Source organism: Streptomyces fungicidicus (assembly GCF_003665435.1).
Taxonomy (GTDB): domain Bacteria; phylum Actinomycetota; class Actinomycetes; order Streptomycetales; family Streptomycetaceae; genus Streptomyces; species Streptomyces fungicidicus.
In genome coordinates this window covers 1330310-1354490 of sequence record NZ_CP023407.1, presented here as the reverse complement: position 1 = coordinate 1354490, position 24181 = coordinate 1330310, and the positions used below count along the sequence as shown (strand labels likewise).

24 protein-coding genes are annotated in these 24181 nt (G+C 71.0%); 21 read left to right on the top strand and 3 right to left on the bottom strand.

Annotated features, from left to right (window positions below):
• Positions 1-220: 220 nt before the first annotated feature.
• Together CNQ36_RS06120 and CNQ36_RS06115 are read right to left on the bottom strand one after the other, a co-directional pair.
• On the bottom strand, positions 221-1450 hold the full coding sequence (locus CNQ36_RS06120; protein ID WP_121545243.1) for a DUF349 domain-containing protein: 1230 nt from the start codon (positions 1448-1450) through the stop codon (positions 221-223).
• 138 nt (positions 1451-1588) lie between these two features.
• Positions 1589-2410: a peptidylprolyl isomerase gene (locus CNQ36_RS06115; RefSeq protein ID WP_004933897.1), complete on the bottom strand. Its 822-nt coding sequence runs from the start codon at positions 2408-2410 to the stop codon at positions 1589-1591.
• A 184-nt stretch (positions 2411-2594) separates the two neighbouring features.
• On the opposite strand from CNQ36_RS06115, the gene CNQ36_RS06110 reads away from it, so the two are divergent.
• The 19 genes from CNQ36_RS06110 (at position 2595) to nusB (ending at position 21619) form a co-directional block, all read left to right on the top strand.
• Entirely contained in the window at positions 2595-3302 is a 708-nt protein-coding gene (locus CNQ36_RS06110) for an MBL fold metallo-hydrolase (RefSeq protein WP_004933899.1), read from the top strand.
• Between the two features lie 11 nt (positions 3303-3313).
• Positions 3314-4576, top strand: a complete 1263-nt coding sequence (gene hisS, locus CNQ36_RS06105; RefSeq protein WP_121545242.1) for a histidine--tRNA ligase — start codon at positions 3314-3316, stop codon at positions 4574-4576.
• A 259-nt stretch (positions 4577-4835) separates the two neighbouring features.
• Positions 4836-5504, top strand: a complete 669-nt coding sequence (locus CNQ36_RS06100; protein ID WP_121545241.1) for a vitamin K epoxide reductase family protein — start codon at positions 4836-4838, stop codon at positions 5502-5504.
• A 43-nt stretch (positions 5505-5547) separates the two neighbouring features.
• Positions 5548-6903: a replication-associated recombination protein A gene (locus tag CNQ36_RS06095; protein ID WP_121545240.1), complete on the top strand. Its 1356-nt coding sequence runs from the start codon at positions 5548-5550 to the stop codon at positions 6901-6903.
• Positions 6904-7204: 301 nt separating this feature from the next.
• The gene (gene rpsD / locus CNQ36_RS06090) at positions 7205-7819 is read left to right on the top strand and encodes a 30S ribosomal protein S4 (RefSeq protein WP_004933912.1); all 615 of its coding nucleotides are present in this window, start codon (positions 7205-7207) and stop codon (positions 7817-7819) included.
• Between the two features lie 202 nt (positions 7820-8021).
• Positions 8022-8474, top strand: a complete 453-nt coding sequence (locus tag CNQ36_RS06085) for a DUF948 domain-containing protein (protein ID WP_086014723.1) — start codon at positions 8022-8024, stop codon at positions 8472-8474.
• A 7-nt stretch (positions 8475-8481) separates the two neighbouring features.
• A complete protein-coding gene (locus CNQ36_RS06080) occupies positions 8482-8853 on the top strand; it encodes a hypothetical protein (protein WP_004933918.1) in 372 nt (123 codons plus the stop codon).
• Positions 8853-11525: an alanine--tRNA ligase gene (alaS, locus tag CNQ36_RS06075; RefSeq protein ID WP_121545239.1), complete on the top strand. Its 2673-nt coding sequence runs from the start codon at positions 8853-8855 to the stop codon at positions 11523-11525. Before CNQ36_RS06080 ends, alaS begins: the two co-directional genes overlap by 1 nt.
• 35 nt (positions 11526-11560) lie before the next feature.
• Positions 11561-12025, top strand: a complete 465-nt coding sequence (gene ruvX, locus CNQ36_RS06070) for a Holliday junction resolvase RuvX (protein ID WP_040908845.1) — start codon at positions 11561-11563, stop codon at positions 12023-12025.
• Between the two features lie 127 nt (positions 12026-12152).
• The gene (gene mltG, locus CNQ36_RS06060) at positions 12153-13832 is read left to right on the top strand and encodes an endolytic transglycosylase MltG (RefSeq protein ID WP_121545238.1); all 1680 of its coding nucleotides are present in this window, start codon (positions 12153-12155) and stop codon (positions 13830-13832) included.
• Entirely contained in the window at positions 13832-14659 is an 828-nt protein-coding gene (locus tag CNQ36_RS06055) for a shikimate dehydrogenase (protein WP_121545237.1), read from the top strand. Before mltG ends, CNQ36_RS06055 begins: the two co-directional genes overlap by 1 nt.
• A gap of 51 nt (positions 14660-14710) precedes the next feature.
• The gene (locus tag CNQ36_RS06050; protein ID WP_121545236.1) at positions 14711-15046 is read left to right on the top strand and encodes a hypothetical protein; all 336 of its coding nucleotides are present in this window, start codon (positions 14711-14713) and stop codon (positions 15044-15046) included.
• A 210-nt stretch (positions 15047-15256) separates the two neighbouring features.
• The gene (aroC, locus tag CNQ36_RS06045; RefSeq protein WP_121545235.1) at positions 15257-16441 is read left to right on the top strand and encodes a chorismate synthase; all 1185 of its coding nucleotides are present in this window, start codon (positions 15257-15259) and stop codon (positions 16439-16441) included.
• 26 nt (positions 16442-16467) lie between these two features.
• Positions 16468-16950, top strand: coding sequence for a shikimate kinase (locus CNQ36_RS06040; protein ID WP_050782637.1), 483 nt, complete (start codon positions 16468-16470; stop codon positions 16948-16950).
• Positions 16947-18041 (top strand): 3-dehydroquinate synthase, encoded by a 1095-nt coding sequence (gene aroB / locus CNQ36_RS06035; RefSeq protein WP_004933941.1) that lies wholly within the window; start codon positions 16947-16949, stop codon positions 18039-18041. The genes CNQ36_RS06040 and aroB overlap by 4 nt, the downstream gene beginning before the upstream one ends.
• Before the next feature lie 157 nt (positions 18042-18198).
• Positions 18199-19047, top strand: a complete 849-nt coding sequence (locus CNQ36_RS06030; protein WP_121545234.1) for a Pro-rich N-terminal domain-containing protein — start codon at positions 18199-18201, stop codon at positions 19045-19047.
• 390 nt (positions 19048-19437) lie between these two features.
• On the top strand, positions 19438-20544 hold the full coding sequence (locus CNQ36_RS06025; RefSeq protein ID WP_121545233.1) for an aminopeptidase P family protein: 1107 nt from the start codon (positions 19438-19440) through the stop codon (positions 20542-20544).
• Positions 20545-20618: 74 nt separating this feature from the next.
• Positions 20619-21185, top strand: a complete 567-nt coding sequence (gene efp / locus CNQ36_RS06020) for an elongation factor P (RefSeq protein WP_004933948.1) — start codon at positions 20619-20621, stop codon at positions 21183-21185.
• A gap of 2 nt (positions 21186-21187) precedes the next feature.
• The gene (gene nusB / locus CNQ36_RS06015) at positions 21188-21619 is read left to right on the top strand and encodes a transcription antitermination factor NusB (RefSeq protein ID WP_004933952.1); all 432 of its coding nucleotides are present in this window, start codon (positions 21188-21190) and stop codon (positions 21617-21619) included.
• 134 nt (positions 21620-21753) lie between these two features.
• Here nusB and bldD read toward each other — a convergent pair whose 3' ends face one another.
• Positions 21754-22257, bottom strand: coding sequence for a transcriptional regulator BldD (bldD, locus tag CNQ36_RS06010; protein ID WP_004933955.1), 504 nt, complete (start codon positions 22255-22257; stop codon positions 21754-21756).
• A 263-nt stretch (positions 22258-22520) separates the two neighbouring features.
• Here bldD and pyrR point away from each other — a divergent pair, with 263 nt between their 5' ends.
• Both pyrR and CNQ36_RS06000 read left to right on the top strand, forming a co-directional pair.
• Positions 22521-23096 (top strand): bifunctional pyr operon transcriptional regulator/uracil phosphoribosyltransferase PyrR, encoded by a 576-nt coding sequence (gene pyrR / locus CNQ36_RS06005; RefSeq protein ID WP_121545232.1) that lies wholly within the window; start codon positions 22521-22523, stop codon positions 23094-23096.
• Positions 23097-23199: 103 nt separating this feature from the next.
• Positions 23200-24180 carry an aspartate carbamoyltransferase catalytic subunit gene (locus tag CNQ36_RS06000; RefSeq protein ID WP_004933959.1) on the top strand — a complete coding sequence of 327 codons (981 nt, stop codon included), beginning with the start codon at positions 23200-23202 and terminating at the stop codon, positions 24178-24180.
• Position 24181: the final 1 nt, after the last annotated feature.

The following is a 24181-nucleotide window of genomic DNA, read 5'->3' as shown; positions in this document are numbered from 1 at the left end:
GTTTGGATCACGCCGGGCTCGCGGGCCCCGGCACCGCGCCTCGCCGCGTTGTCGTCGGTTGCCATGGCTCCGCCATGGCGCCCTCCTCCGCCTTGCGACGCACGGCACCGGACCCCGCTCCCTGATCCGGCCTGACCCAAACGAAAGACCCTAGGGCACACGGAAGGGGGCTCCCGTACCGCGAGGTACGGGAGCCCCCTTCCGTGCGTGCTCCGCGGGCTCAGCCGCCGAACTCGTGCAGGCCCTTCAGCGCCTGGTCCAGCAGGGCCTGGCGGCCCTCCAGCTCCCGCTCCAGCTTGTCCGCCTTCGCGGTGTTGCCCTGCGCCCGGGCCTGCTCGATCTGGCCCTTCAGCTTGTCCACGGCGGCCTGGAGCTGGCCCGTCAGACCCGCGGCACGCGCACGTGCCTCCGGGTTCGTCCGGCGCCACTCGGTCTCCTCGGCCTCCTGCAGCGCCCGCTCCACGGTGTGCATCCGGCCCTCGACCTTCGGGCGGGAGTCCCGCGGCACATGGCCGATGGCCTCCCAGCGCTCGTTGATCGCGCGGAACGCGGCCCGCGCGGCCTTCAGATCCGTGATCGGCAGGAGCTTCTCGGCCTCACCGGCCAGCTCCTCCTTGAGCTTGAGGTTCTCGGTCTGCTCCGCGTCACGCTCGGCGAAGACCGAGCTGCGGGCGGCGAAGAAGACGTCCTGGGCGCCGCGGAAGCGGTTCCACAGGTCCTCCTCGTGCTCGCGCTGGGCGCGGCCCACGGCCTTCCACTCCGCCATCAGATCGCGGTAGCGGGCGGCCGTCGGACCCCAGTCCGTCGAGTTCGACAGCGACTCCGCCTCGGCGACCAGCCGCTCCTTGGCCTGGCGGGCGTCCTCGCGCTGCGCGTCCAGCTGCGCGAAGTGCTGCTTGCGCCGCTTGGAGAACGCCGACCGCGCGTGCGAGAACCGGTGCCACAGCTCGTCGTCCGACTTGCGGTCCAGCCGCGGCAGACCCTTCCAGGTGTCCACCAGGGCCCGCAGCCGCTCACCGGCGGCCCGCCACTGGTCGGACTGCGCCAGCTCCTCCGCCTCGGCGACCAGCGCCTCCTTGGAGCGGCGCGCCTCGTCGGACTGCTTGGCCCGCTGCGCCTTGCGCTCCTCGCGCCGCGCGTCCACCTGCTCCACGAGCTTGTCCAGCCGGGCCCTGAGGGCGTCCAGGTCACCGACCGCGTGGTGGGCCTCCACCTGCTCGCGCAGGTGCCCGATCGCGGTCTGCGCGTCCTTCGACGACAGGTCGGTGGTCTTCACTCGCTTCTCGAGGAGGCCGATCTCGACAACCAGGCCCTCGTACTTGCGCTCGAAGTAGGCCAGAGCCTCCTCGGGGGAGCCGGCCTGCCAGGAACCGACGACCTGCTCGCCGTCGGCCGTACGCACGTACACGGTCCCCGTCTCGTCGACGCGGCCCCACGGGTCGCTGCTCACAGCGCCTCCTCCACATGATGCCGCCGAGGGGGCCTCAAAGCTCCCCCGGGCATCGTCCACAGTTTCGTCACGGCCAACATAGGCGACCGACGGGATGCCTGTCCGCATCCCGCGCGACCGAAATTTCGCAGTTGGGGGTCAGGATTCGGTGACGGTCGCCTTGTCGATCACGACCGTCGCGTTGGGTGCCCCGTCACCGGCTCCGGTGTTCTCCCCGGCGTCGGCGATCTTCTTCAGCACCTTCATGCCGGCGTCCGAGACGGTGCCGAACGGTGTGTAGCTGGGCGGAAGCTGGCTGTCCTCGTAGACCAGGAAGAACTGGCTGCCGCCACTGTCCTTCTGCCCGGTGTTGGCCATCGCGACCGTGCCCGCCGGGTAGGTGTTGTCCTTCAGGCTTTTGTCCTTCAGGTTCTCGTCCGGGATCGTGTAGCCGGGGCCGCCCGTGCCGGTGCCGGTCGGGTCACCGCACTGCAGCACGTAGATGCCGTTCGTGGTGAGCCGGTGACACTTGCTGTGGTCGAAGTAGCCCTTGTCGGCGAGGAAGTCGAACGAGTTGACCGTGTGCGGGGCCGCCGACGCCTTCAGCGCCACGTCTATGGCGCCGCACGTCGTGTCCAGCTTCAGGGTGTACTTCGCCGACTTGTCGATGGAGAGCGCCGGCTCCTTCTTCCAGTTCTCCGACTTGACCTTGCCCTCGGCGGGCTTGTCGCACGGGTCCGGAGCCTTGCTCGGCGCCGAGGCGCTCGGCGTGACCTCCGCGTTCGCGTTGGTCTTCTCGTCGTCCTGCTTGAGCGTCCCGGTCGTGTACAGCGCGAGGCTGCCCACGAGGATCACACCCAGCACGGACGCGATCACCGAGTTACGGATCCGCGACTTCCGCCGTGATTCGGTGCGCCGCTGCTGCTGCCGCAAGAACTTCTCCCGGGCGAGCTGACGCCGCCGCTGTTCCTGGCTGACCACCGGGTTCTCTCCCTCATGCGTCTCGTGTGCCGGCCGGTACGCGTGCGTGCGTGCGGTGAGCCGACCGCCTGCGTGTGCCCCGTACCGTATATGGGTTCGCTGAGGAATCGGCAGCGCCGGTAGGCTCTGACCACGGGCTCAGCCCCGTCGCAAGCCTCCCGAACCGACACAACGAAGGACGATCGTGCTCATTGCCGGGTTCCCCGCCGGGGCCTGGGGGACGAACTGTTATCTCGTCGCCCCCGCCGCCGGTGAGGAGTGCGTGATCATCGACCCCGGCCACCAGGCCGCCGACGGCGTCGCGGAGGCGGTCCGCAAGCACCGGCTCAAGCCCGTAGCCGTCGTCCTCACCCACGGCCACATCGACCACGTCGCCTCGGTCGTCCCGGTGTGCGGAGCACACGACGTGCCGGCCTGGATCCACCCCGACGACCGGTACATGATGAGCGACCCCGAGAAGGGCATCGGCCGCGCCATCGGCATGCCGCTGATGGGCGAGCTGACCGTCGGGGAGCCGGACGACCTCCGTGAACTGGCCGACGGCAGCAGGCTGGAACTGGCGGGCATGGAGCTGACGGTCGCGCACGCGCCGGGCCATACCAAGGGGTCGGTGACCTTCGGCATGCCCGAGACGGCGGACATCCCGCCGATCATGTTCTCGGGCGACCTGCTGTTCGCCGGCTCCATCGGACGCACCGACCTGCCCGGCGGTGACATGGCCGAGATGCTCGACTCGCTGGCCCGCGTGTGCCTGCCGCTCGACGACTCGACCGTGGTGCTGTCCGGCCACGGCCCCCAGACGACCATCGGCCAGGAGCGCGCCACCAATCCGTATCTGCGGCAGGTGGCCGCCGGCCAGGGCGCTTCCGACGCGCCCCGACGAGGAATGTGACGAGACCTTCCGTGAGCACCTTCAAGGCCCCCAAGGGCACGTACGACCTGATCCCGCCGGACAGCGCCAAGTACCTCGCCGTGCGGGAGGCCATCGCCGCCCCGCTGCGCGGCTCCGGGTACGGCTACATCGAGACGCCCGGCTTCGAGAACGTCGAGCTGTTCGCGCGCGGTGTCGGCGAGTCCACCGACATCGTGACCAAGGAGATGTACGCCTTCGAGACCAAGGGCGGCGACCGGCTCGCCCTGCGCCCCGAGGGCACCGCCTCCGTCCTGCGCGCGGCCCTGGAGGCCAACCTGCACAAGGCGGGCAACCTCCCGGTCAAGCTCTGGTACTCCGGCTCGTACTACCGCTACGAGCGCCCCCAGAAGGGCCGTTACCGCCACTTCTCCCAGGTCGGCGCCGAGGCGATCGGCGCGGAGGACCCGGCGCTGGACGCCGAGCTGATCATCCTCGCCGACCAGGCCTACCGCTCGCTGGGCCTGCAGAACTTCCGCATCCTGCTCAACAGCCTCGGCGACAAGGAGTGCCGTCCGGTGTACCGGTCCGCGCTGCAGGACTTCCTGCGCGGCCTGGACCTGGACGAGGACACCCTGCGCCGCGCGGAGATCAACCCGCTGCGCGTCCTGGACGACAAGCGCGAGGCGGTCCAGAAGCAGCTCACCGGCGCGCCGCTGCTGCGGGACTACCTCTGCGACGCGTGCAAGGCGTACCACGAGGAGGTACGCGAGCTGATCACGGCCGCGGGCGTGGTCTTCGAGGACGACCCCAGGCTCGTACGCGGCCTGGACTACTACACCCGCACCACCTTCGAGTTCGTCCACGACGGCCTCGGCTCCCAGTCCGCGGTGGGCGGCGGCGGCCGCTACGACGGACTCTCCGAGATGATCGGCGGCCCCGCGCTGCCGTCCGTCGGCTGGGCCCTCGGCGTCGACCGCACGGTGCTCGCCCTGGAGGCGGAGGGTGTCCAGCTCGAACTCCCCGCCACCACCAGCGTGTTCGCCGTCCCGCTGGGCGAGGAGGCCCGCCGGGTGCTGTTCGCGAAGGTCACCGAACTGCGCAAGAACGGCGTGGCCGCGGACTTCGCGTACGGCGGCAGGGGTCTCAAGGCCGCGATGAAGGCCGCCAACCGCTCCGGCGCCCGCTACGCCCTGGTGCTGGGCGAACGCGACCTCGCCGAGGGCGTCGTCCAGCTCAAGGACATGGAGTCCGGCGAGCAGACGGCGGTCGGCGTCAACGAGATCGTGGCGGAGCTGGAGTCACGGCTCGGCTGACACGGCGTACGAAGGCGCCGGGTGCCCCTCGGGGTGCCCGGCGCCTTCGCCGTCAACCGCGCGGACGCCCCGGCACCCCGGCGGGGGACACCGGGTGGAGCGTGTGTGCGGGCGTCCCACGGACGTCGGCCGAAACCCCACGCCCAGGGGCGAACACCCGTCTGTTCTTATGTCCGCCCGACGGCGCGTTCACGGTTCCGTACGGCACAATGGCCCTGCCCGAAGCAGGTCCACACCCCCCAGTGACGGAATCGGCGTGATGAGCAAGACGACAGTCAAGGACGTCGACATGGAGCCCGAACCCTCCGCCTCGCCGCGGCGCACCGCCTCCGCGCCGCGCACGGAGGGCGCGAGCCGGGCCCTCGCCCTGCTCCTGGTGATCACCGGCGCCGCCGGGGTGCTCGCCGCGTGGGTGATCACGCTCGACAAGTTCAAGCTGCTCGAGGCCAAGGTCAAGGGCGAGACGTTCGTCCCCGGCTGCAGCCTCAACCCCGTCGTCTCCTGCGGCAGCGTCATGGAGAGCGACCAGGCCTCCGTCTTCGGCTTCCCCAATCCGATGCTCGGCCTCGTCGCCTACGGCATCGTCGTCTGCGTCGGCATGAGCCTGCTCGCCCGGGCCCGCTTCCCGCGCTGGTACTGGCTCACCTTCAACGCCGGCACCCTCTTCGGCGTCGTCTTCTGCGCCTGGCTGATGTTCCAGTCCCTTTACCGGATCAACGCCCTGTGCCTGTGGTGCTGCCTGGCCTGGGTCGCCACGATCATCATGTTCTGGTACGTGACGTCGTTCAACGTCCGCCAGGGCTTCCTGCCCGCGCCCGGCTGGCTGAAGGGCTTCTTCGGCGAGTTCACCTGGGTCATGCCGGTCCTGCACATCGGCATCATCGGCATGCTGATCCTGACCCGCTGGTGGGAGTTCTGGACCAGCTGACCGCCCGCCCCGGGCTGTCGGCGCGGTGCTTTAGGGTTTCAGCGTGGAGCCCGACCTGTTCACCGCCGCAGCAGAAGAACGCCAGGAGAAGGACCCGACCGGCAGCCCCCTGGCGGTCCGGATGCGCCCGCGCACCCTCGACGAGGTGGTGGGCCAGCAGCACCTGCTGAAGCCGGGCTCCCCCTTGCGCAGACTGGTCGGCGAGGGCGCCTCGGGCCCCGCGGGTCCCTCCTCGGTGATCCTCTGGGGCCCGCCCGGCACCGGCAAGACCACCCTGGCCTATGTCGTCTCCAAGGCCACCAACAAGCGTTTCGTGGAGCTGTCGGCGATCACCGCGGGCGTCAAGGAGGTCCGCGCGGTCATCGACGGCGCCCGCCGCGCCTCCGGCGGGTACGGCCAGGAGACCGTCCTCTTCCTCGACGAGATCCACCGCTTCAGCAAGGCACAGCAGGACTCCCTGCTGCCCGCCGTGGAGAACCGCTGGGTCACCCTGATCGCCGCGACCACCGAGAACCCCTACTTCTCGGTCATCTCCCCGCTGCTCTCCCGCTCCCTGCTGCTCACCCTCGAACCGCTCACCGACGACGACATCCGCGACCTGCTGCGGCGCGCCCTCACCGACGAGCGGGGCCTGAAGGGTGCCGTCACCCTCCCCGACGACACCACGGACCACCTCCAGCGGATCGCGGGCGGCGACGCCCGCCGCGCGCTCACCGCCCTGGAGGCCGCCGCCGGGGCCGCCCTCGACAAGGGCGAGGCGGAGATCACCCTGGCCACCCTGGAGGAGACGGTCGACCGGGCGGCGGTGAAGTACGACCGCGACGGCGACCAGCACTACGACGTCGCCAGCGCCCTGATCAAGTCCATCCGCGGCTCCGACGTGGACGCAGCCCTGCACTACCTGGCCCGCATGATCGAGGCCGGCGAGGACCCCCGCTTCATCGCCCGCCGGCTGATGATCTCCGCCAGCGAGGACATCGGCCTCGCCGACCCGAACGCGCTGTCCGTCGCGGTCGCCGCCGCCCAGGCCGTCGCCATGATCGGCTTCCCCGAGGCCGCCCTCACCCTCAGCCACGCCACCATCGCCCTCGCCCTCGCCCCCAAGTCCAACGCGGCCACCACGGCGATCGGCGCCGCGCTGGACGACGTACGCAAGGGACTGGCCGGGCCGGTGCCCTCCCACCTGCGGGACAGCCATTACAAGGGCGCGACGAAACTCGGGCACGGGAAGGGCTACACCTACCCGCACGACCTGCCCGAGGGCATCGCCGCACAGCAGTACGCGCCGGACGCCCTCAAGGACCGCGAGTACTACGAGCCCACCCGGCACGGCGCGGAGGCGAGATACGCGGACGCGGTGGAGTGGACCAGGAAACACCTCGGTCGGAAGCGGTCCTGACCACCCTGTAGACTCCTCGGCAGTGCTGAGTCCCGTGTCCGGCCCCGGTCGGCGCCTCAGGCGGGACATCCAGCCGGATCTTCGATCCAGGAGCGTCGCGCACCGTCGTAGGTGTCGCGGGCAGCCCACCACCTCCCCGTATCTTCCGGGACCGGTCGGTGGGCCGTTCGTGTGCTGCACGTATGTGCCCAGACCAGGGGAGCGGCTGCCCCAAGGGTCCTCGCGGACCCGAGGGGAATTCCCCGGCTGCGGATGCGACCTCCCGTAACCCTGAGGCAGCCGAAAAGGAAAAGGAAAAGAAGTGGCGAACCAGTCCCGCCCCAAGGTCAAGAAGTCGCGTGCCCTCGGCATCGCGCTGACCCCGAAGGCCGTCAAGTACTTCGAGGCCCGCCCCTACCCGCCGGGCGAGCACGGCCGTGGCCGCAAGCAGAACTCGGACTACAAGGTCCGTCTGCTCGAGAAGCAGCGTCTGCGCGCTCAGTACGACATCTCCGAGCGTCAGCTGGTCCGCGCCTACGAGCGTGCCGCCAAGACGTCGATGAAGACCGGTGAGGCCCTGGTCATCGAGCTCGAGCGCCGTCTCGACGCGCTGGTCCTGCGTTCGGGCATCGCCCGCACGATCTACCAGGCCCGCCAGATGGTCGTGCACGGCCACATCCAGGTCAACGGCAAGAAGGTCGACAAGCCCTCCTTCCGTGTCCGCCCGGACGACGTCGTGCAGGTGCGCGAGCGCAGCAAGGAGAAGACCCTCTTCACGATCGCCCGTGAAGGCGGCTTCGCCCCCGACGGCGAGATCCCGCGCTACCTCCAGGTGAACCTCAAGTCCCTGGCGTTCCGCCTGGACCGTGAGCCGAACCGCAAGGAGATCCCGGTGATCTGCGACGAGCAGCTCGTCGTCGAGTACTACGCCCGCTGATCCCAGCGGACGACGCGGTATCCCGAGCCCGCCGTCTCCCCGCCCTCCCGGCGGGCGAGGCGGCGGGCTCGTCTTCGCCCGCGCCGCGCCCCGGGACGACTCGGCCGGTGGAGCACGGTAATCCGGTACGGAGTCGCGTCACCGGCGCGATAGGCTCGGTCGCACTACTTTCTCGATGTACAGGCGCGTTTCAAGGGAGCGGGTGCACACAGTGTCCGGTGGCGAGGTGGCCGGAATCCTGGTGGCCGTGTTCTGGGCGATCCTGGTCTCCTTCCTCGCCGTCGCGCTGGCGAGGCTGGCCCAGACGCTCCGGGCGACCACCAGACTCGTGGCGGAGGTGACCGACCAGGCGGTGCCGCTGCTCGCGGACGCCTCCACGGCGGTGCGGTCCGCGCAGACCCAGATCGAACGGGTCGACGCGATCGCCTCCGACGTCCAGGAGGTCACCTCCAACGCCTCCGCGCTGTCGACCACCGTGGCCTCCACCTTCGGCGGCCCCCTGGTCAAGGTCGCCGCCTTCGGCTACGGCGTCCGCCGTGCCGTCAGCGGCCGCAAGGAGGACGCCCCGGCCGACGCGCCGAGGCGTACCGTGATCGCCGGCCGTACCGTCCCGGGGGCGCGGCGGGGCAAGCGGACCCGGGGGAAGAGGGACTGACCCAGCGATGTTCCGCCGAACGTTCTGGTTCACCACCGGCGTCGCCGCCGGAGTGTGGGCCACCACCAAGGTCAACCGCAAGATCAAGCAGCTGACGCCCGAGCACCTCGCCGTCACCGCGGCGAACAAGGCGATCGAGGCCGGCGGCCGGCTCAGGGACCGCGCGGTGGACTTCGCGCTCGAGGTCCGCGACAACATGCACCGGCGCGAGGCCGAACTGGGCGACGCGCTCGGGCTCAACGCCCCCGTCGACCGCGAACTCCCGGCGCCCCGGAGCTATGCCGTCATCGAGAACCGCAACAGCCCCAAGTACGTCGAGGGCCCGGCGCACAAGCCGGCGTACCCGACCCACCCGTACAACCGGAATGAGGACCACTGATGGAGTCGGCCGAGATCCGCCGCCGCTGGCTGAGCTTCTTCGAGGAGCGCGGGCACACCGTCGTCCCTTCGGCGTCGCTCATCGCGGACGACCCGACTCTGCTCCTCGTCCCGGCCGGCATGGTGCCCTTCAAGCCCTACTTCCTGGGCGAGGTCAAGCCGCCCTTCGACCGCGCCACCAGCGTGCAGAAGTGCGTCCGCACGCCGGACATCGAAGAGGTCGGCAAGACCACCCGGCACGGCACGTTCTTCCAGATGTGCGGCAACTTCTCCTTCGGCGACTACTTCAAGGAAGGCGCCATCAAGCTCGCCTGGGAGCTGCTCACCAGCTCTCAGGACAAGGGCGGTTACGGCCTCGACGCCGAGCGTCTGTGGATCACCGTCTACCAGGACGACGACGAGGCCGAGCAGATCTGGCGCGACGTCGTCGGCGTGCCCGCCGAGCGCATCCAGCGCCTGGGCAAGAAGGACAACTTCTGGTCCATGGGCGTCCCGGGCCCCTGCGGCCCCTGCTCCGAGATCAACTACGACCGCGGCCCCGAGTTCGGCGCCGAGGGCGGCCCCGCCGTCAACGACGAGCGGTACGTGGAGATCTGGAACCTCGTCTTCATGCAGTACGAGCGGGGCGAGGGCACCGGCAAGGACGACTTCGAGATCCTCGGCGACCTGCCGAGCAAGAACATCGACACCGGTCTCGGCCTCGAGCGGCTCGCCATGATTCTGCAGGGCGTGCAGAACATGTACGAGATCGACACCTCCATGGCCGTCATCGCCAGGGCCACCGAGCTGACCGGCGTGCGGTACGGCGACGCCCACGCCTCCGACGTCTCGCTGCGCGTGGTCACCGACCACATGCGCACCTCCGTGATGCTCATCGGCGACGGCGTCACCCCCGGCAACGAGGGCCGCGGCTACGTACTGCGCCGCATCATGCGCCGCGCCATCCGCAACATGCGCCTGCTCGGCGCCACCGGCCCGGTCGTCAAGGACCTGATCGACGTCGTCATCGGCATGATGGGGCAGCAGTACCCCGAGCTGGTCACCGACCGCGAGCGCATCGAGAAGGTCGCCCTCGCCGAGGAGAACGCCTTCCTGAAGACGCTGAAGGCCGGCACCAACATCCTCGACACGGCCATCACCGACACCAAGTCCGCCGGCTCCGCCGTGCTGCCCGGCGACAAGGCCTTCCTGCTCCACGACACCTGGGGCTTCCCGATCGACCTCACCCTGGAGATGGCCGCCGAACAGGGGCTCTCCGTGGACGAGGACGGCTTCCGCCGCCTGATGAAGGAGCAGCGGGAGAAGGCCAAGGCCGACGCCCTGTCCAAGAAGACCGGCCACGCCGACCTCGGCGCCTACCGAGAGATCGCCGACCGCGCCGGGGCCACCGACTTCATCGGCTACACCGCCACCGAGGGCGAGTCCACCGTCGTCGGCATCCTCGTCGACGGCGTCTCCTCCCCGGCCGCCACCGAGGGCGACGAGGTCGAGATCGTCCTCGACCGCACCCCGTTCTACGCCGAGGGCGGCGGCCAGATCGGCGACACCGGCCGGATCCGGGCCGACAACGGCGCCGTCATCGAGATCCGCGACTGCCAGAAGCCGGTCCCGGGCGTGTACGTCCACAAGGGCGTGGTCCAGGTCGGCGAGATCACCGTCGGCGCCAGGGCCCACGCCTCGATCGACGGGCGCCGCCGCACCGCCATCGCCCGCGCCCACTCGGCCACCCACCTCACCCACCAGGCCCTGCGCGACGCCCTCGGCCCGACGGCCGCCCAGGCCGGTTCCGAGAACCAGCCCGGCCGGTTCCGCTTCGACTTCGGCTCCCCGTCCGCCGTGCCGACGGCCGTGATGACCGACGTCGAGCAGAAGATCAACGAGGTGCTCTCCCGCGACCTCGACGTGCGCGCCGACGTCATGGGCATCGACGAGGCCCGCAAGCAGGGCGCCATCGCCGAGTTCGGCGAGAAGTACGGCGAGCGCGTGCGGGTCGTCACCATCGGAGACTTCTCCAAGGAGCTGTGCGGCGGCACCCACGTCCACAACACCGCCCAGCTGGGTCTGGTGAAGCTGCTCGGCGAGTCCTCCATCGGCTCCGGCGTGCGCCGCATCGAGGCCCTGGTCGGCGTGGACGCCTACAACTTCCTCGCCCGTGAGCACACGGTCGTCAACCAGCTCACCGAACTGCTCAAGGGCCGCTCGGAGGAACTGCCCGAGAAGGTCTCCGCCATGCTCGGCAAGCTGAAGGACGCCGAGAAGGAGATCGAGAAGTTCCGCGCCGAGAAGGTGCTCCAGGCCGCCGCCGGTCTCGCCGAGTCCGCCAAGGACGTCCGCGGCGTCGCCGTCGTCACCGGCCAGGTGCCGGACGGCACGACGCCCGACGACCTGCGCAAGCTGGTCCTCGACGTACGCGGCCGGATCCAGGGCGGCCGGGCCGTCGTGGTCGCCCTGTTCACGGTGAACAACGGCAAGCCGCTCACGGTCATCGCCACCAACGACGCCGCCCGTGAGCGCGGTCTCAAGGCCGGTGACCTGGTCCGCACGGCCGCCAAGACGCTCGGCGGCGGCGGAGGCGGCAAGCCGGACGTCGCCCAGGGCGGCGGCCAGAACCCGGCCGCCGTCGGCGAGGCCGTCGACGCCGTCGAACGGCTCGTGGCGGACACCGCCAAGTGAACGACCCGGTGAACGAGCGGACGGACGGCCCGGTGATGCGCCGCGGCCGCCGTCTCGCGATCGACGTCGGGGACGCCCGCATCGGGGTCGCCTCGTGCGACCCCGACGGGATCCTCGCCACGCCGGTGGAGACGGTGCCCGGCCGGGACGTCCCGGCCGCGCACCGCCGGCTCGGGCTGCTCGTGCAGGAGTACGAGCCGATCGAGGTCGTCGTCGGCCTCCCCCGCTCCCTCAAGGGGGGCGAGGGCCCGGCCGCGGCCAAGGTCAGGGGCTTCGCGCGGGAGCTGGCCCGCGGCATCGCCCCCGTGCCGGTGCGCCTGGTCGACGAGCGGATGACCACGGTCACGGCGAGCCAGGGACTGCGCGCTTCCGGGGTGAAGTCCAAGAAGGGCCGCTCGGTCATCGACCAGGCCGCCGCCGTGATCATCCTCCAGCAGGCGCTGGAATCCGAACGGGTGTCAGGCAGACCACCCGGTGAGGGCGTCGAAGTGGTCATCTGATCGCGGTACGGTAACGTTCCGCGCGATGCGGACGGTGTTCGAACAGCCGCCGCACAGAAAGAGGCGGTACGGGAGCCGTGGTCTTCAGGTGGCCCCGCGCCCGCCGCCTCGCGGCTCTAGGGGATCGATGACTGAGTATGGCCGGGGCCAGGGCTCCGAACCGTGGCATCCGGACGACCCGTTGTACGGGGACGGCGGATGGGGCGGACAGCAGACCCAGCAGGGTCAGCAGTCCCCCTACGGCGGCCAGCCACAGCACTATCCGCAGCAGCCGCAGACGCAGCAGCAGTACGGCGACTGGGGCACCGGGGAGCAGCAGGGGTACGGCGGCGGGCAGCAGTACCCGCAGTACGACCAGCAGCAGTACGACCAGCAGCAGTACGCGCCGCAGCAGCACCAGCCGCAGTACGACCAGAACGGCTGGCCCACGGGCTCCCAGCCGGGTGACCCGTACGCCGCCGGCCCGGCGGATCCCTACGGCCAGCAGCCCGGGCCGCCGTACGGCGGTGAGCAGGCCGACTACTACAGCACCCCCGACGCCTACCCGCCCCCCGAGCCACCCGCCCGGCGCCGCGCGGAACCCGAGCCGGAGAACGACTGGGACCCGGGCCCCGACCAGGGCGAACACGCCTTCTTCGCGGGCGGCGACGACGGTGGTGCCGACGACGACGAGCCGGGTGACCGGAGCGGACGCGGCGAACGCCGGGGCCGGGGCGGCAAGGAGAGGAAACGGCGCAGCGGACTGGCCTGCCTCGTGGTGGTCGTGGTCTTCGGCGGCGGCCTGGCCGGTATCAGCTACTTCGGCTACCAGTTCTACCAGGATCGTTTCGGCAGCGCCCCCGACTTCGCGGGATCCGGCAACGGCGAGCAGGTGACCGTCACGATCCCCAAGGGTTCCGGCGGCTACGCCATCGGCCAGGTGCTCAAGAAACAGGGCGTGGTCAAGAGCGTCGACGCGTTCGTCGCGGCCCAGGCGGCCGCCCCCCAGGGCAAGAACATCCAGGACGGCGTGTACACGCTGGAGAAGGAGATGTCGGCCGCGAGCGCGGTCGAACTGATGCTCAGCCCGAAGAGCCGCAACAGCCTGATCATCGCGGAGGGCAGGCGCAACGCCGTCATCTACGAGGCGATCGACAAGCGTCTCGGGGCCAAGGCGGGCACCACGGCCAAGGTGGCCGAGACCAAGTGGAAGAGCCTCGGCCTGCCCGACTGGGCCAAGAACCACGAGAACGTCAAGGACCCGCTGGAGGGCTTCCTCTATCCGTCCAGCTACTCCGTCGCCAAGGGCCAGAAACCCGAGGACGTGCTCAAGGAGATGGTGGCCCGGGCCACCGCGAAGTACGAGGAGCTCGACTTCGAGGGCAAGGCCGAGAGCCTCGGTCTCGACGGACCGTGGGAGCTGGTCACGGTCGCGAGCCTGGTCCAGGCCGAGGGCAAGACCCACGACGACTTCCGCAAGATGTCCGAGGTGATCTACAACCGGCTCAAGCCCACCAACACCGAGACGAACCAGGAACTCCAGTTCGACTCGAGCTTCAACTACCTCAAGGGCCAGAGCGAGATCGACATCTCCGAGTCGGAGATCAACAGCAACCCCGACCCGTACAACACGTACACCAACAGGGGGCTGCCGCCCGGCCCGATCGGCAATCCGGGCGAGGAGGCCCTGCGGGCCGCCCTGAAACCGACCAGCGACGGCTGGATGTACTTCGTGGCCACGGACGGCATGCACAAGACCGAGTTCGCCAAGACCATCGAGGAGCACCAGAAGCTCGTCGACAAGTTCAACGCGTCGAGGGGCGACTGATGCCCGCCGCCCGCAGGGCCGCCGTGCTCGGCTCCCCGATCGCCCACTCCCTCTCCCCGGTGCTGCACCGCACGGCCTACGCGGAGCTGGGTCTGGAAGGCTGGACGTACGACCGTTTCGACGTCGACGAGCAGGCGCTCCCGGGCTTCTTCGACACGCTGGGACCGCAGTGGGCGGGACTGTCGCTGACGATGCCGCTGAAGCGGGCCGTGATCCCGCTGCTCGACTCGATCAGCGACACCGCGACCTCGGTGGAGGCGGTCAACACGGTCGTCCTCACGCCGGACGGCCGCCGCACCGGCGACAACACCGACATCCCCGGGATGGTCGCCGCCCTGCGGGAGCACGGCATCGACAAGGTGGAGACGGCCGCGATCCTCGGCGCGGGCGCCACCGCCTCCTCGGCGCTGGCCGCGCTGGGCCGGATCTGCTCGGACGAGATCGTCGTCTACGTCCGCAGCGCCGCCCGTGCCACCGAGATGCGCCGGTGGGCCGAGCGGCTCGACGTGACCCTGCGCATCGCCGACTGGGACGACGCCGAGCGGGCCCTGCACGCCCCCCTGGTCGTCAGCACCACCCCGGCAGGTGTCACGGACACCCTCGCCCGGGCCGTCCCGGAACGCCCGGCGGCACTCTTCGACGTCCTCTACGACCCGTGGCCGACCGAGCTCGCCGCCCGCTGGTCGGCGTACGGGGGCGCCGTGGTCGGCGGTCTCGACCTGCTGGTGCACCAGGCGGTGCTGCAGGTGGAGCAGATGACCGGCCACACCCCGGCGCCGCTGGAGGCCATGCGAAAAGCGGGCGAACGCGCCCTCGCGGACCGCTAGGATCCACCCTCGGTTCCGCAGGGGGCGGAACAGGGGAGGGGAACGCGTTCCATGTCCGCAGGCATACCGCTGGCGTCGGTGAAGTCCCAGATATTCGAGTCCGTGCTGGGCTTCCTGCCCGACTGGGTGCAGATCACGGTGCTGGCCCTGGTCGTGCTAGCCGTCCTGTCGTCCTGGGCCGTGAAGATCAAACGCAAGGTCGCGTATCGCCGCGCGGTCCGCGACGGCCGTCCGGTACACGCCGCGGCCCAGTACGGCCAGGGCAGCGGCGCGGACTACCTGGGCCAGTACGCACCGCGGCCCGCAGGGCCCGCGCAGCAGCCCAGCGGGGCCGACTTCCTCGGCGCCCACGCGCCGCGGCAGCGCCCGGGCGACGGCCGGGCCTGACCGCCCCGCCCGGCTCCGGCCCGCGTCCCGGCCGCCTCCCGCGGCCCGCGATCCCGCCGTCCGCCTGATGGACCGGCGGCCGGACACCCGGACCGGACGTGGGAGGATCGGACATGGCGGACCGGGGCCGCGCACCCCGTCACGCCGCAGCCGTACGCGAGACCGCGCGTACGCAGGGCAGTACCGGGGCGCGAGCATGGAGGAGCACCGTTGAGCAGGTTGCGCTGGCTGACCGCGGGGGAGTCCCACGGACCCGCACTCGTCGCGACGCTGGAGGGCCTTCCCGCCGGCGTGCCGATCACCACGGACATGGTGGCGGACCACCTCGCGAGGCGGCGGCTGGGCTACGGTCGCGGCGCCCGGATGAAGTTCGAGCGCGACGAGGTCACCTTCCTCGGCGGAGTCCGGCACGGTCTGACCCTCGGCTCCCCGATCGCCGTCATGGTGGGCAACACCGAGTGGCCCAAGTGGGACCAGGTCATGGCCGCCGACCCGGTCGACCCGGAGGTGCTGGCCGGCCTGGCGCGCAACGCCCCGCTGACCCGCCCCCGCCCCGGCCACGCCGACCTGGCCGGCATGCAGAAGTACGGCTTCGACGAGGCCCGGCCGATCCTCGAGCGTGCCTCCGCCCGTGAGACCGCCGCCCGCGTGGCGCTGGGCGCGGTGGCACGGTCGTACCTGAAGGAGACGGCCGGCGTCGAGATCGTCAGCCACGTCGTCGAGCTGGCCGCGGCCAAGGCGCCGTACGGCGTGTACCCGACCCCCGCCGACGTGGAGCGGCTGGACGAGGATCCGGTGCGCTGCCTGGACGCGGACGCCTCGAAGGCGATGGTCGCGGAGATCGACCAGGCCCACAAGGACGGCGACACCCTGGGCGGTGTCGTCGAGGTGCTGGCGTACGGCGTCCCGGTCGGCCTCGGCTCTCACGTCCACTGGGACCGCCGCCTCGACGCACGCCTGGCCGCCGCCCTCATGGGCATCCAGGCGATCAAGGGCGTCGAGGTCGGCGACGGCTTCGACCTCGCCCGGGTGCCCGGCTCCAAGGCGCACGACGAGATCCTCGCCACCGACGAGGGCATCAAGCGCGCCTCCGGCCGCTCCGGCGGCACCGAGGGCGGACTGACCACCGGCGAGCTGCTGCGCGTGCGGGCTGCGATGAAGCCGATCGCGACCGTGCCGCGGGCGCTCAGGACGGTGGACGTCGTCACCGGCGAGGAGGCCGCCGCCCACCACCAGCGCTCCGACGTGTGCGCCGTGCCGGCCGCCGGCATCGTCGCCGAGGCGATGGTCGCCCTGGTCCTCGCCGACGCGGTCGCGGAGAAGTTCGGCGGCGACAGCGTCACCGAGACCCGCCGCAACGTGACCTCCTACCTCGAGAACCTGGCCATCCGGTGAGCCCGCTGATCGTCCTCGTCGGCCCCATGGGGGTCGGCAAGTCCACCGTCGGCCATCTGCTGGCCGAGCGGCTGGGCGTCGCCTACCGCGACACCGACGACGACATCGTCGCCGCCGAGGGCAGGACCATCGCCGACATCTTCGTCGACGAGGGGGAACCGGCCTTCCGGGCGATCGAGAAGCGGGCGGTGCGCACCGCGCTCACCGAACACGACGGCGTCCTGGCACTCGGCGGGGGAGCGATCCTCGACCCCGACACCCGCGAGCTGCTCACCGGGCAGCGCGTCGTGTACCTGTCGATGCAGGTCGAGGAGGCGGTCAGGCGCACCGGCCTGGGCGTCGCCCGCCCGCTGCTGGCGGTCAACCCGCGCAAGCAGTGGCGCGAACTGATGGAGGCGCGCCGGCACCTGTACGAGGAGGCCGCCACCGCCGTCGTACCGACCGACGGCCGCACGCCCGAAGAGGTCACCGAGGCCGCCCTGGACGCACTGGAGTGGAAAGAAGCATGAGCAGCGAAGCAGTGACGCGGATCCACATCGGCGGCACGGCGGGCACCGAACCCTACGACGTCCTGGTGGGCCGTCAGCTCCTCGGCGAGCTGGCCGGGCTGATCGGTGACCGGGCCAAGCGGGTCGCCATCCTGCACCCCGAAGCACTCGCCGAGACCGGCGACGCGCTCCGCGCCGACCTGGCCGGCCAGGGCTACGAGGCGATCGCCATCCAGGTGCCCAACGCGGAGGAGGCCAAGACCGCCGAGGTCGCCGCCTACTGCTGGAAGGCGCTCGGGCAGTCCGGCTTCACCCGCACCGACGTCATCGTCGGCGTGGGCGGCGGAGCCACCACCGACCTGGCCGGCTTCGTCGCCGCGACCTGGCTGCGCGGGGTCCGCTGGATCGCGATCCCGACCACCGTGCTCGCCATGGTCGACGCGGCCGTGGGCGGCAAGACCGGCATCAACACCGCCGAGGGCAAGAACCTGGTCGGAGCCTTCCACCCGCCCGCCGGCGTGCTGTGCGACCTGGCGGCCCTGGACTCCCTCCCGGTCAACGACTACGTCTCCGGACTCGCCGAGGTCATCAAGGCCGGCTTCATCGCCGACCCGGCGATCCTGGACCTCATCGAGTCCGACCCCCAGGCCGCCCGCAGCCCGGCCGGCCCGCACACCGCGGAACTGATCGAGCGTTCGATCCGGGTCAAGGCGGAGGTGGTCTCCTCCGACCTGAAGGAGTCGGGCCTCCGCGAGATCCTCAACTACGGCCACACCCTCGGCCACGCCATCGAGAAGAACGAGCGCTACAAGTGGCGCCACGGCGCGGCGGTGTCCGTCGGCATGCACTTCGCCGCCGAACTGGGCCGCCTCGCGGGCCGTTTGGACGAGGCCACCGCGGACCGGCACCGCACGGTCCTCGAATCGGTCGGCCTGCCCCTGCACTACCGCTACGACCAGTGGCCCAAGCTGCTGGAGACCATGAAGGTCGACAAGAAGTCCCGCGGTGACCTGCTGCGCTTCATCGTCCTCGACGGTCTCGGCAAGCCCACGGTGCTGGAGGGGCCGGACCCGGCCGTCCTGCTCGCCGCCTACGGCGAAGTCGGAGAGTAACGAGGGCACTTCGGACCGCCCCCGGCCGTTCACCGTACGACAGCCGGGGGCGGCACCGATCGGCAGGGGAGCGCCTTGCGCCCCTTAGGCTGTGCCGGAGAGCGGGTGAGCGCCCGCTGTCAGCGCCCATCGCCTGAACGAGACGGAGTGGCACCGGATGCAGCACGCAGTGGGTTCTCCGCTGCCGCCGCCCCCTCAGGGGCAGGGACCGGCCGCGGGCTGGTCACCGGCCGCACATCACCCGGGCCCGCCGCCCGGAGCAGGCGCGCACCAGGGCCCCGCGCCCGCGCCGCCCCAGGCACCGGGCTTTCAGGTGCCTCCGCCCGCGCCCGCCCCGCACGGCTCGTTCCCGCCGCCGCCCGACACCACGGGCCATGTGCCGCTGCCGCCCGGCGGCCCGGTCGCCATGCCCAGCCCTCCGCAGGCGCCCGCGGCACCCGACCCGGCCGGGACGATCATGGCGGTGCTGCTGATAGGACCGGCCGGCGCCGGCAAGACCAGCGTGGCCAAGTACTGGGCGGAGCACCGCCGGGTCCCGACCGCCCACATCAGCCTCGACGACGTGCGCGAGTGGGTCCGCTCCGGCTTCGCCGACCCCCAGTCCGGCTGGAACGACCACTCCGAGGCGCAGTACCGCCTGGCCCGCCGCACCTGCGGCTTCGCCGCGCGCAACTTCCTCGCCAACGGCATCTCCTGCATCCTCGACGACGCCGTCTTCCCCGACCGGCCGGTCGTCGGCCTCGGCGGCTGGAAGCGGCACGTGGGTCCCGGCCTGCTGCCGGTCGTCCTCCTCCCCGGCCTGGACATCGTCCTGGAGCGCAACGCGGAGCGCTCGGGCAACCGGCGTCTCACCGACGAGGAGGTCGCCCGTATCCACGGCCGCATGGCCGGCTGGTACGGGTCGGGTCTGCCCATCATCGACAACTCCCAGCTGGACATACCGGAGACGGCCCGCATCCTGGACGACGTCCTGGCCCGCTCGATCGCCAGCCCCCCACCGTGGTAGCGACCCCGGCCTTCTGACGGCCCCGAAGCCCTCGGCACGACTGCCTGCAGCTGGGCGGGCATCGCGGCTGGGGTCGCTGTGCGGGCTCGGGGCTGGGTTTCACTCACCCGCGTTCGCGGGGTGCCGCTGCGCCCACCCGTGCCGCCCCAGCGGCACGACTGCCCGCAGCTGGGTGCGTCGCGACTTCCCGCAGCTGGGTGCGTTGCGACTTCCCGCAGCTGGGGGGTGGGGTGGTGGGGTGAGGGCGCCGCTTAGCCGGTCCTCACGCCGTTCCCCGTGGCAGCACCGGATGGGCCCGATTGCGGCGCCCTCACCCCACCACCCCACCCCCGCCCCCCACTCGGCCCCGCTCGACCGGCGACATCCCGCCACCCCTCCTACGCTCGAAGAATGTCAGAGGTTCACGCGGTCCGCCGGACGCGGCTAAGGGATTGCTGCAACGCGGGCGGCAGCGCGGCGGCGCTGGTGTCCCGCCCCGCCAACGTGCGCTACCTCGCCGGCGCCGCCCCCGAAGGCGCCGTGCTCCTGCTGGGCGGAACCGAGGACCTGCTGGTGTGCGTCGGCCCGCCCGACGACCGCTCACCCCAGAGCCGCCCCGACGAAGCCCTGCGCGTCCACATCGTCCCCGGCCTCGGCGGCGACGCCGCAGTAGCCGCCGCCGGCCTCGCCGCGGCCCAGGGCGTCGACTCCCTCGCGGTGGAAGAACACCATCTCACCGTCACCCGCCACCGCGAGATCCACTCCGTCGCCCCCCGCCTCCGCCTCGCCGGCATCGGCTGCGCGGTCGAACAGCAGCGCATCGTCAAGGACGAGGAGGAGATCTCCTGCCTCCGCATCGGCGCAGAGATCGCCGACCAGGCCCTGGGCGAACTCCTGGAGTCCATCCTCGTCGGCCGCACCGAACGCCACCTCGCCCTCGAACTCGAGCGCCGCCTCGTCGACCACGGCGCCGACGGCCCCGCGTTCCCCACCTCCGTCGCCACCGGCCCGAACGCCGGCCGGCCGGGCCACCGCCCCACCGACCGCCGCGTGGAGGAGGGCGACTTCCTCTCCGTCTGCCTGGGCGCCACCTACCGCGGCTACCGCTGCGAGATCGGCCGCACGTTCGTCATCGGCACGGCCCCCGCGGACTGGCAGATCGAGCTGTACGACCTCGTCTTCTCGGCCCAGCGCGCCGGCCGGGAGTCCCTCGTCCCCGGCGCCGCCTGCCGTGACGTGGACCGCGCGGCCCGCCACGTACTGGACTCCGCCGGGTACGCCGAGGCCCTTCCCATGGCCACCGGCCACGGCGTAGGACTGGAAATCGACGAGGACCCTCAATTGACCCCGGCGGCCATGGGTAAACTGGACGCTTGCGTGCCGGTAACCGTCGAACCGGGGGTCCATCTCCCGGGCAGGGGCGGAGTCCGGATCGATGACACGCTCGTCGTGCGCCCCGAGGCGGACGGCGGACCCGAGCTACTCACCATCACGACCAAGGAGCTGCTCGCGCTCTAGCCCCGCGCTGTGCGCCTGCCCCCGCCCCGGCCGTCGTCCACGTCAGTCAGTCCAGCCCAGGAGATTCCGCAACCGTGGCTTCCACGAACGACCTCAAGAACGGCATGGTGCTCAAGCTCGAAGGCGGCCAGCTCTGGTCCGTCGTCGAGTTCCAGCACGTCAAGCCCGGCAAGGGCCCCGCCTTCGTGCGCACCAAGCTGAAGAACGTGCTGTCCGGCAAGACCGTCGACAAGACCTTCAACGCCGGCGTCAAGGTCGAAACGGCCACCGTCGACAAGCGCGACATGCAGTTCTCGTACATGGACGGCGACTACTTCGTCTTCATGGACATGCAGACCTACGACCAGCTCCACATCGACCGCAAGACGGTCGCGGACGCCGCGAACTTCCTCATCGAGGGCTTCGAGGCGACCGTCGCACAGCACGAGGGCGAGGTGCTCTTCGTCGAGCTGCCGGCCGCCGTCGAGCTGACCATCCAGGAGACCGAGCCGGGCGTGCAGGGCGACCGCTCCACCGGCGGCACCAAGCCGGCCACCCTGGAGACCGGTCACCAGATCCAGGTCCCCCTCTTCATCACCACCGGTGAGAAGATCAAGGTCGACACCCGTACGAGCGACTACCTCGGCCGGGTGAACAGCTAACCGTGGCTGCCCGCAACACGGCCCGCAAGCGCGCCTTCCAGATCATCTTCGAGGGCGATCAGCGCGGCGCCGAGGTCCTGACCGTCCTCGCCGACTGGATCCGGCACGCCCGGTCCGACACCCGGCAGCCGCCGGTCAGCGAGTACACGATGCAGCTCGTCGAGGGCTACGCGGAGCACGCGAAGCGCATCGACGAGCTGATCGGCCAGTACTCGGTCGGCTGGACGCTCGACCGGATGCCGGTCGTCGACCGCAGCATCCTGCGGCTCGGCGCGTACGAGCTGATCTGGGTGGACGAGACCCCGGACGCGGTTGTCCTCGACGAGATGGTGCAGCTGGCGAAGGAGTTCTCGACGGACGAGTCGCCCTCGTTCGTGAACGGTCTGCTCGGCAGGCTCAAGGAGCTGAAGCCGTCGCTCCGCCGCGAGGCGTGAGCGTGCGCGGCGCGCCGTAAGGACGCTGTCCCCACGGTATGCAAAAGCGCCGGGGTGGTCCGGACCTCATGAGGTCCGGACCACCCCGGCGGCACGTTTCTGCGTACCCGTGGATCCGCGTGCCCGCGAAGCGGTTACGCCTCCTCGTGCGTGGCCACGGCACGGCGCGCGTCCGCGTCCAGCACGCCCCAGTTGATCAGCTGCTCGGTGAGGACCGAGGGCGACTGGTCGTAGATCACGGCGAGCGTGCGCAGGTCGTCCTGGCGGATCGAGAGCACCTTGCCGTTGTAGTCACCGCGCTGCGACTGGATCGTCGCCGCGTAGCGCTGCAGCGGGCCCGCCTTCTCGGCCGGCACCGTGGCCAGCCGCTCCAGGTCCAGGACCAGCTTCGGCGGCGGCTCGGCGGCGCCGCCGGGAGTCGTGCCGGGCAGCAGCTCCTGCACCGGGACGCCGTAGAAGTCCGCCAGCTCCGCGAGGCGCTGCACGGTCACGGCGCGGTCGCCGCGCTCGTACGAACCGACCACGACCGCCTTCCAGCGGCCCTGGGACTTCTCCTCGACACCGTGGAGGGAAAGGCCCTGCTGGGTGCGGATCGCCCGGAGCTTGGCCCCGAGCTGTTTGGCGTATTCGCTGGACATATGGCTCCCCGGCACTGTGTCGACGCGACTGGCTGGTTTCCATGCCGCGCGGCTGGTAACTCACTGTGAGGTTACGCAGCGTTACACTCGTGCGTCAAGCCGAATGGTCCACACCGACTCTTCCGTGGTAGCGAAGATCGGCTACGCCATACGGGTGATCGGGGGTGTCGCTGCCGCCGGATGGCGACCTGCTAGCCTGAGGAACGCACATCCGACGTCCTTTAAGATCCGTCCCGTGAGGCGGAGAAGGAGGTCCGTTTCATATGGACAAGCAGAACTCCCAGAGCCCGCAGCAGGACGCACGTCCCGTGCTCGAAGGCCCCGACATCGCGCGGGTGCTGACCCGCATCGCCCACGAGATCGTCGAACGCGCCAAGGGCGCCGACGACGTGGTGCTCCTCGGCATCCCGACCCGGGGCGTCTTCCTCGCCCGGCGTCTCGCCGACAAGCTCGAGCAGATCACCGAGCGCAAGGTCCCGGTCGGCTCGCTCGACATCACCATGTACCGCGACGACCTCCGCATGCACCCGCCGCGTGCGCTGGCCCGCACCGAGATCCCCGGTGACGGCATCGACGGCAAGCTGGTCGTCCTCGTCGACGACGTGCTCTTCTCCGGCCGCACCATCCGCGCCGCCCTCGACGCGCTGAACGACATCGGGCGCCCCCGCGCGGTGCAGCTCGCCGTCCTCGTCGACCGCGGCCACCGCGAACTGCCCATCCGCGCCGACTACGTCGGCAAGAACCTCCCCACGTCGCTGCGGGAGACGGTCAAGGTCCTGCTCGCCGAGGAGGACGGTCGCGACACCGTGCTGCTCGGCGCCAAGCAGACCGCCCAGTAGCGCTTCGGCGCGCACGTCGACGGCGTGCGCCGGCTCGGCGCGCCCACGGGCGCACCCGTCTGCCCGATTTCTCCTCATTGAACTGCCTTACGGAGCCTGACAGATGCAGCGTCATCTCATCTCGGCCGCCGACCTCACCCGCGACGACGCCGTCCTGATCCTCGACACCGCCGAGGAGATGGCCCGGGTCGCCGACCGGCCGATCAAGAAACTGCCGACCCTGCGCGGCCGGACCGTGGTGAACCTCTTCTTCGAGGACTCCACCCGCACCCGGATCTCCTTCGAGGCCGCCGAGAAGCGGCTGTCCGCGGACGTCATCAACTTCACCGCCAAGGGCTCCAGCGTCTCCAAGGGCGAGTCCCTGAAGGACACCGCCCAGACCCTGGAAGCCATGGGGGTCGACGCCGTGGTCATCCGGCACGGCGCCTCCGGGGCCCCGTACCGGCTGGCCACGTCCGGCTGGATCGACGCCCATGTGATCAACGCGGGCGACGGCACCCACCAGCACCCCACGCAGGCCCTGCTGGACGCGTTCACCATGCGGCGCCGGCTGGTCGGCCGGGACGCCGGGCTCGGCAAGGACCTCTCCGGCCGGCGCATCACCGTCGTCGGCGACGTCCTGCACAGCCGGGTCGCCCGCTCCAACGTCGACCTGCTGCACACCCTCGGCGCCGAGGTCACCCTGGTCGCCCCGCCGACCCTGCTGCCGGTCGGCGTCGACACCTGGCCCTGCGAGGTGTCCTACGACCTCGACTCGGTGCTGACCAAGTCCGACGCGGTGATGATGCTGCGCGTCCAGCGCGAGCGGATGAACGCCGCCTTCTTCCCCACCGAGCGGGAGTACTCCCGCCGCTACGGCCTCGACGGCGACCGGATGGCGCGGATGCCGGAGCACGCCATCGTGATGCACCCCGGCCCGATGGTCCGTGGCATGGAGATCACCGCCGAGGTCGCGGACTCCGACCGCTGCACCGTGATCGAACAGGTCGCCAACGGTGTCTCCGTCCGGATGGCCGTCCTGTACCTGCTGCTCGGCGGCAACGAACCCGCCTTCACCCCCGCCCGTACCACCGAGGAGAAGTAAG

Excerpts from the sequence above, each read along its gene's own strand:
- CNQ36_RS06050 (WP_121545236.1), top strand. The coding sequence starts at position 14,711 with ATGTCCGCAGGCATACCGCTGGCGTCGGTGAAGTCCCAGATATTCGAG.
- CNQ36_RS06000 (WP_004933959.1), top strand. The coding sequence starts at position 23,200 with ATGCAGCGTCATCTCATCTCGGCCGCCGACCTCACCCGCGACGACGCC.
- pyrR (WP_121545232.1), top strand. The coding sequence starts at position 22,521 with ATGGACAAGCAGAACTCCCAGAGCCCGCAGCAGGACGCACGTCCCGTG.
- aroB (WP_004933941.1), top strand. The coding sequence starts at position 16,947 with ATGAGCAGCGAAGCAGTGACGCGGATCCACATCGGCGGCACGGCGGGC.
- CNQ36_RS06025 (WP_121545233.1), top strand. The coding sequence starts at position 19,438 with ATGTCAGAGGTTCACGCGGTCCGCCGGACGCGGCTAAGGGATTGCTGC.
- CNQ36_RS06055 (WP_121545237.1), top strand. The coding sequence starts at position 13,832 with ATGCCCGCCGCCCGCAGGGCCGCCGTGCTCGGCTCCCCGATCGCCCAC.
- CNQ36_RS06100 (WP_121545241.1), top strand. The coding sequence starts at position 4,836 with ATGAGCAAGACGACAGTCAAGGACGTCGACATGGAGCCCGAACCCTCC.
- alaS (WP_121545239.1), top strand. The coding sequence starts at position 8,853 with ATGGAGTCGGCCGAGATCCGCCGCCGCTGGCTGAGCTTCTTCGAGGAG.
- CNQ36_RS06040 (WP_050782637.1), top strand. The coding sequence starts at position 16,468 with ATGGGGGTCGGCAAGTCCACCGTCGGCCATCTGCTGGCCGAGCGGCTG.
- CNQ36_RS06030 (WP_121545234.1), top strand. The coding sequence starts at position 18,199 with ATGCAGCACGCAGTGGGTTCTCCGCTGCCGCCGCCCCCTCAGGGGCAG.
- CNQ36_RS06080 (WP_004933918.1), top strand. The coding sequence starts at position 8,482 with ATGTTCCGCCGAACGTTCTGGTTCACCACCGGCGTCGCCGCCGGAGTG.
- ruvX (WP_040908845.1), top strand. The coding sequence starts at position 11,561 with ATGCGCCGCGGCCGCCGTCTCGCGATCGACGTCGGGGACGCCCGCATC.
- mltG (WP_121545238.1), top strand. The coding sequence starts at position 12,153 with ATGACTGAGTATGGCCGGGGCCAGGGCTCCGAACCGTGGCATCCGGAC.
- bldD (WP_004933955.1), bottom strand. The coding sequence starts at position 22,257 with ATGTCCAGCGAATACGCCAAACAGCTCGGGGCCAAGCTCCGGGCGATC.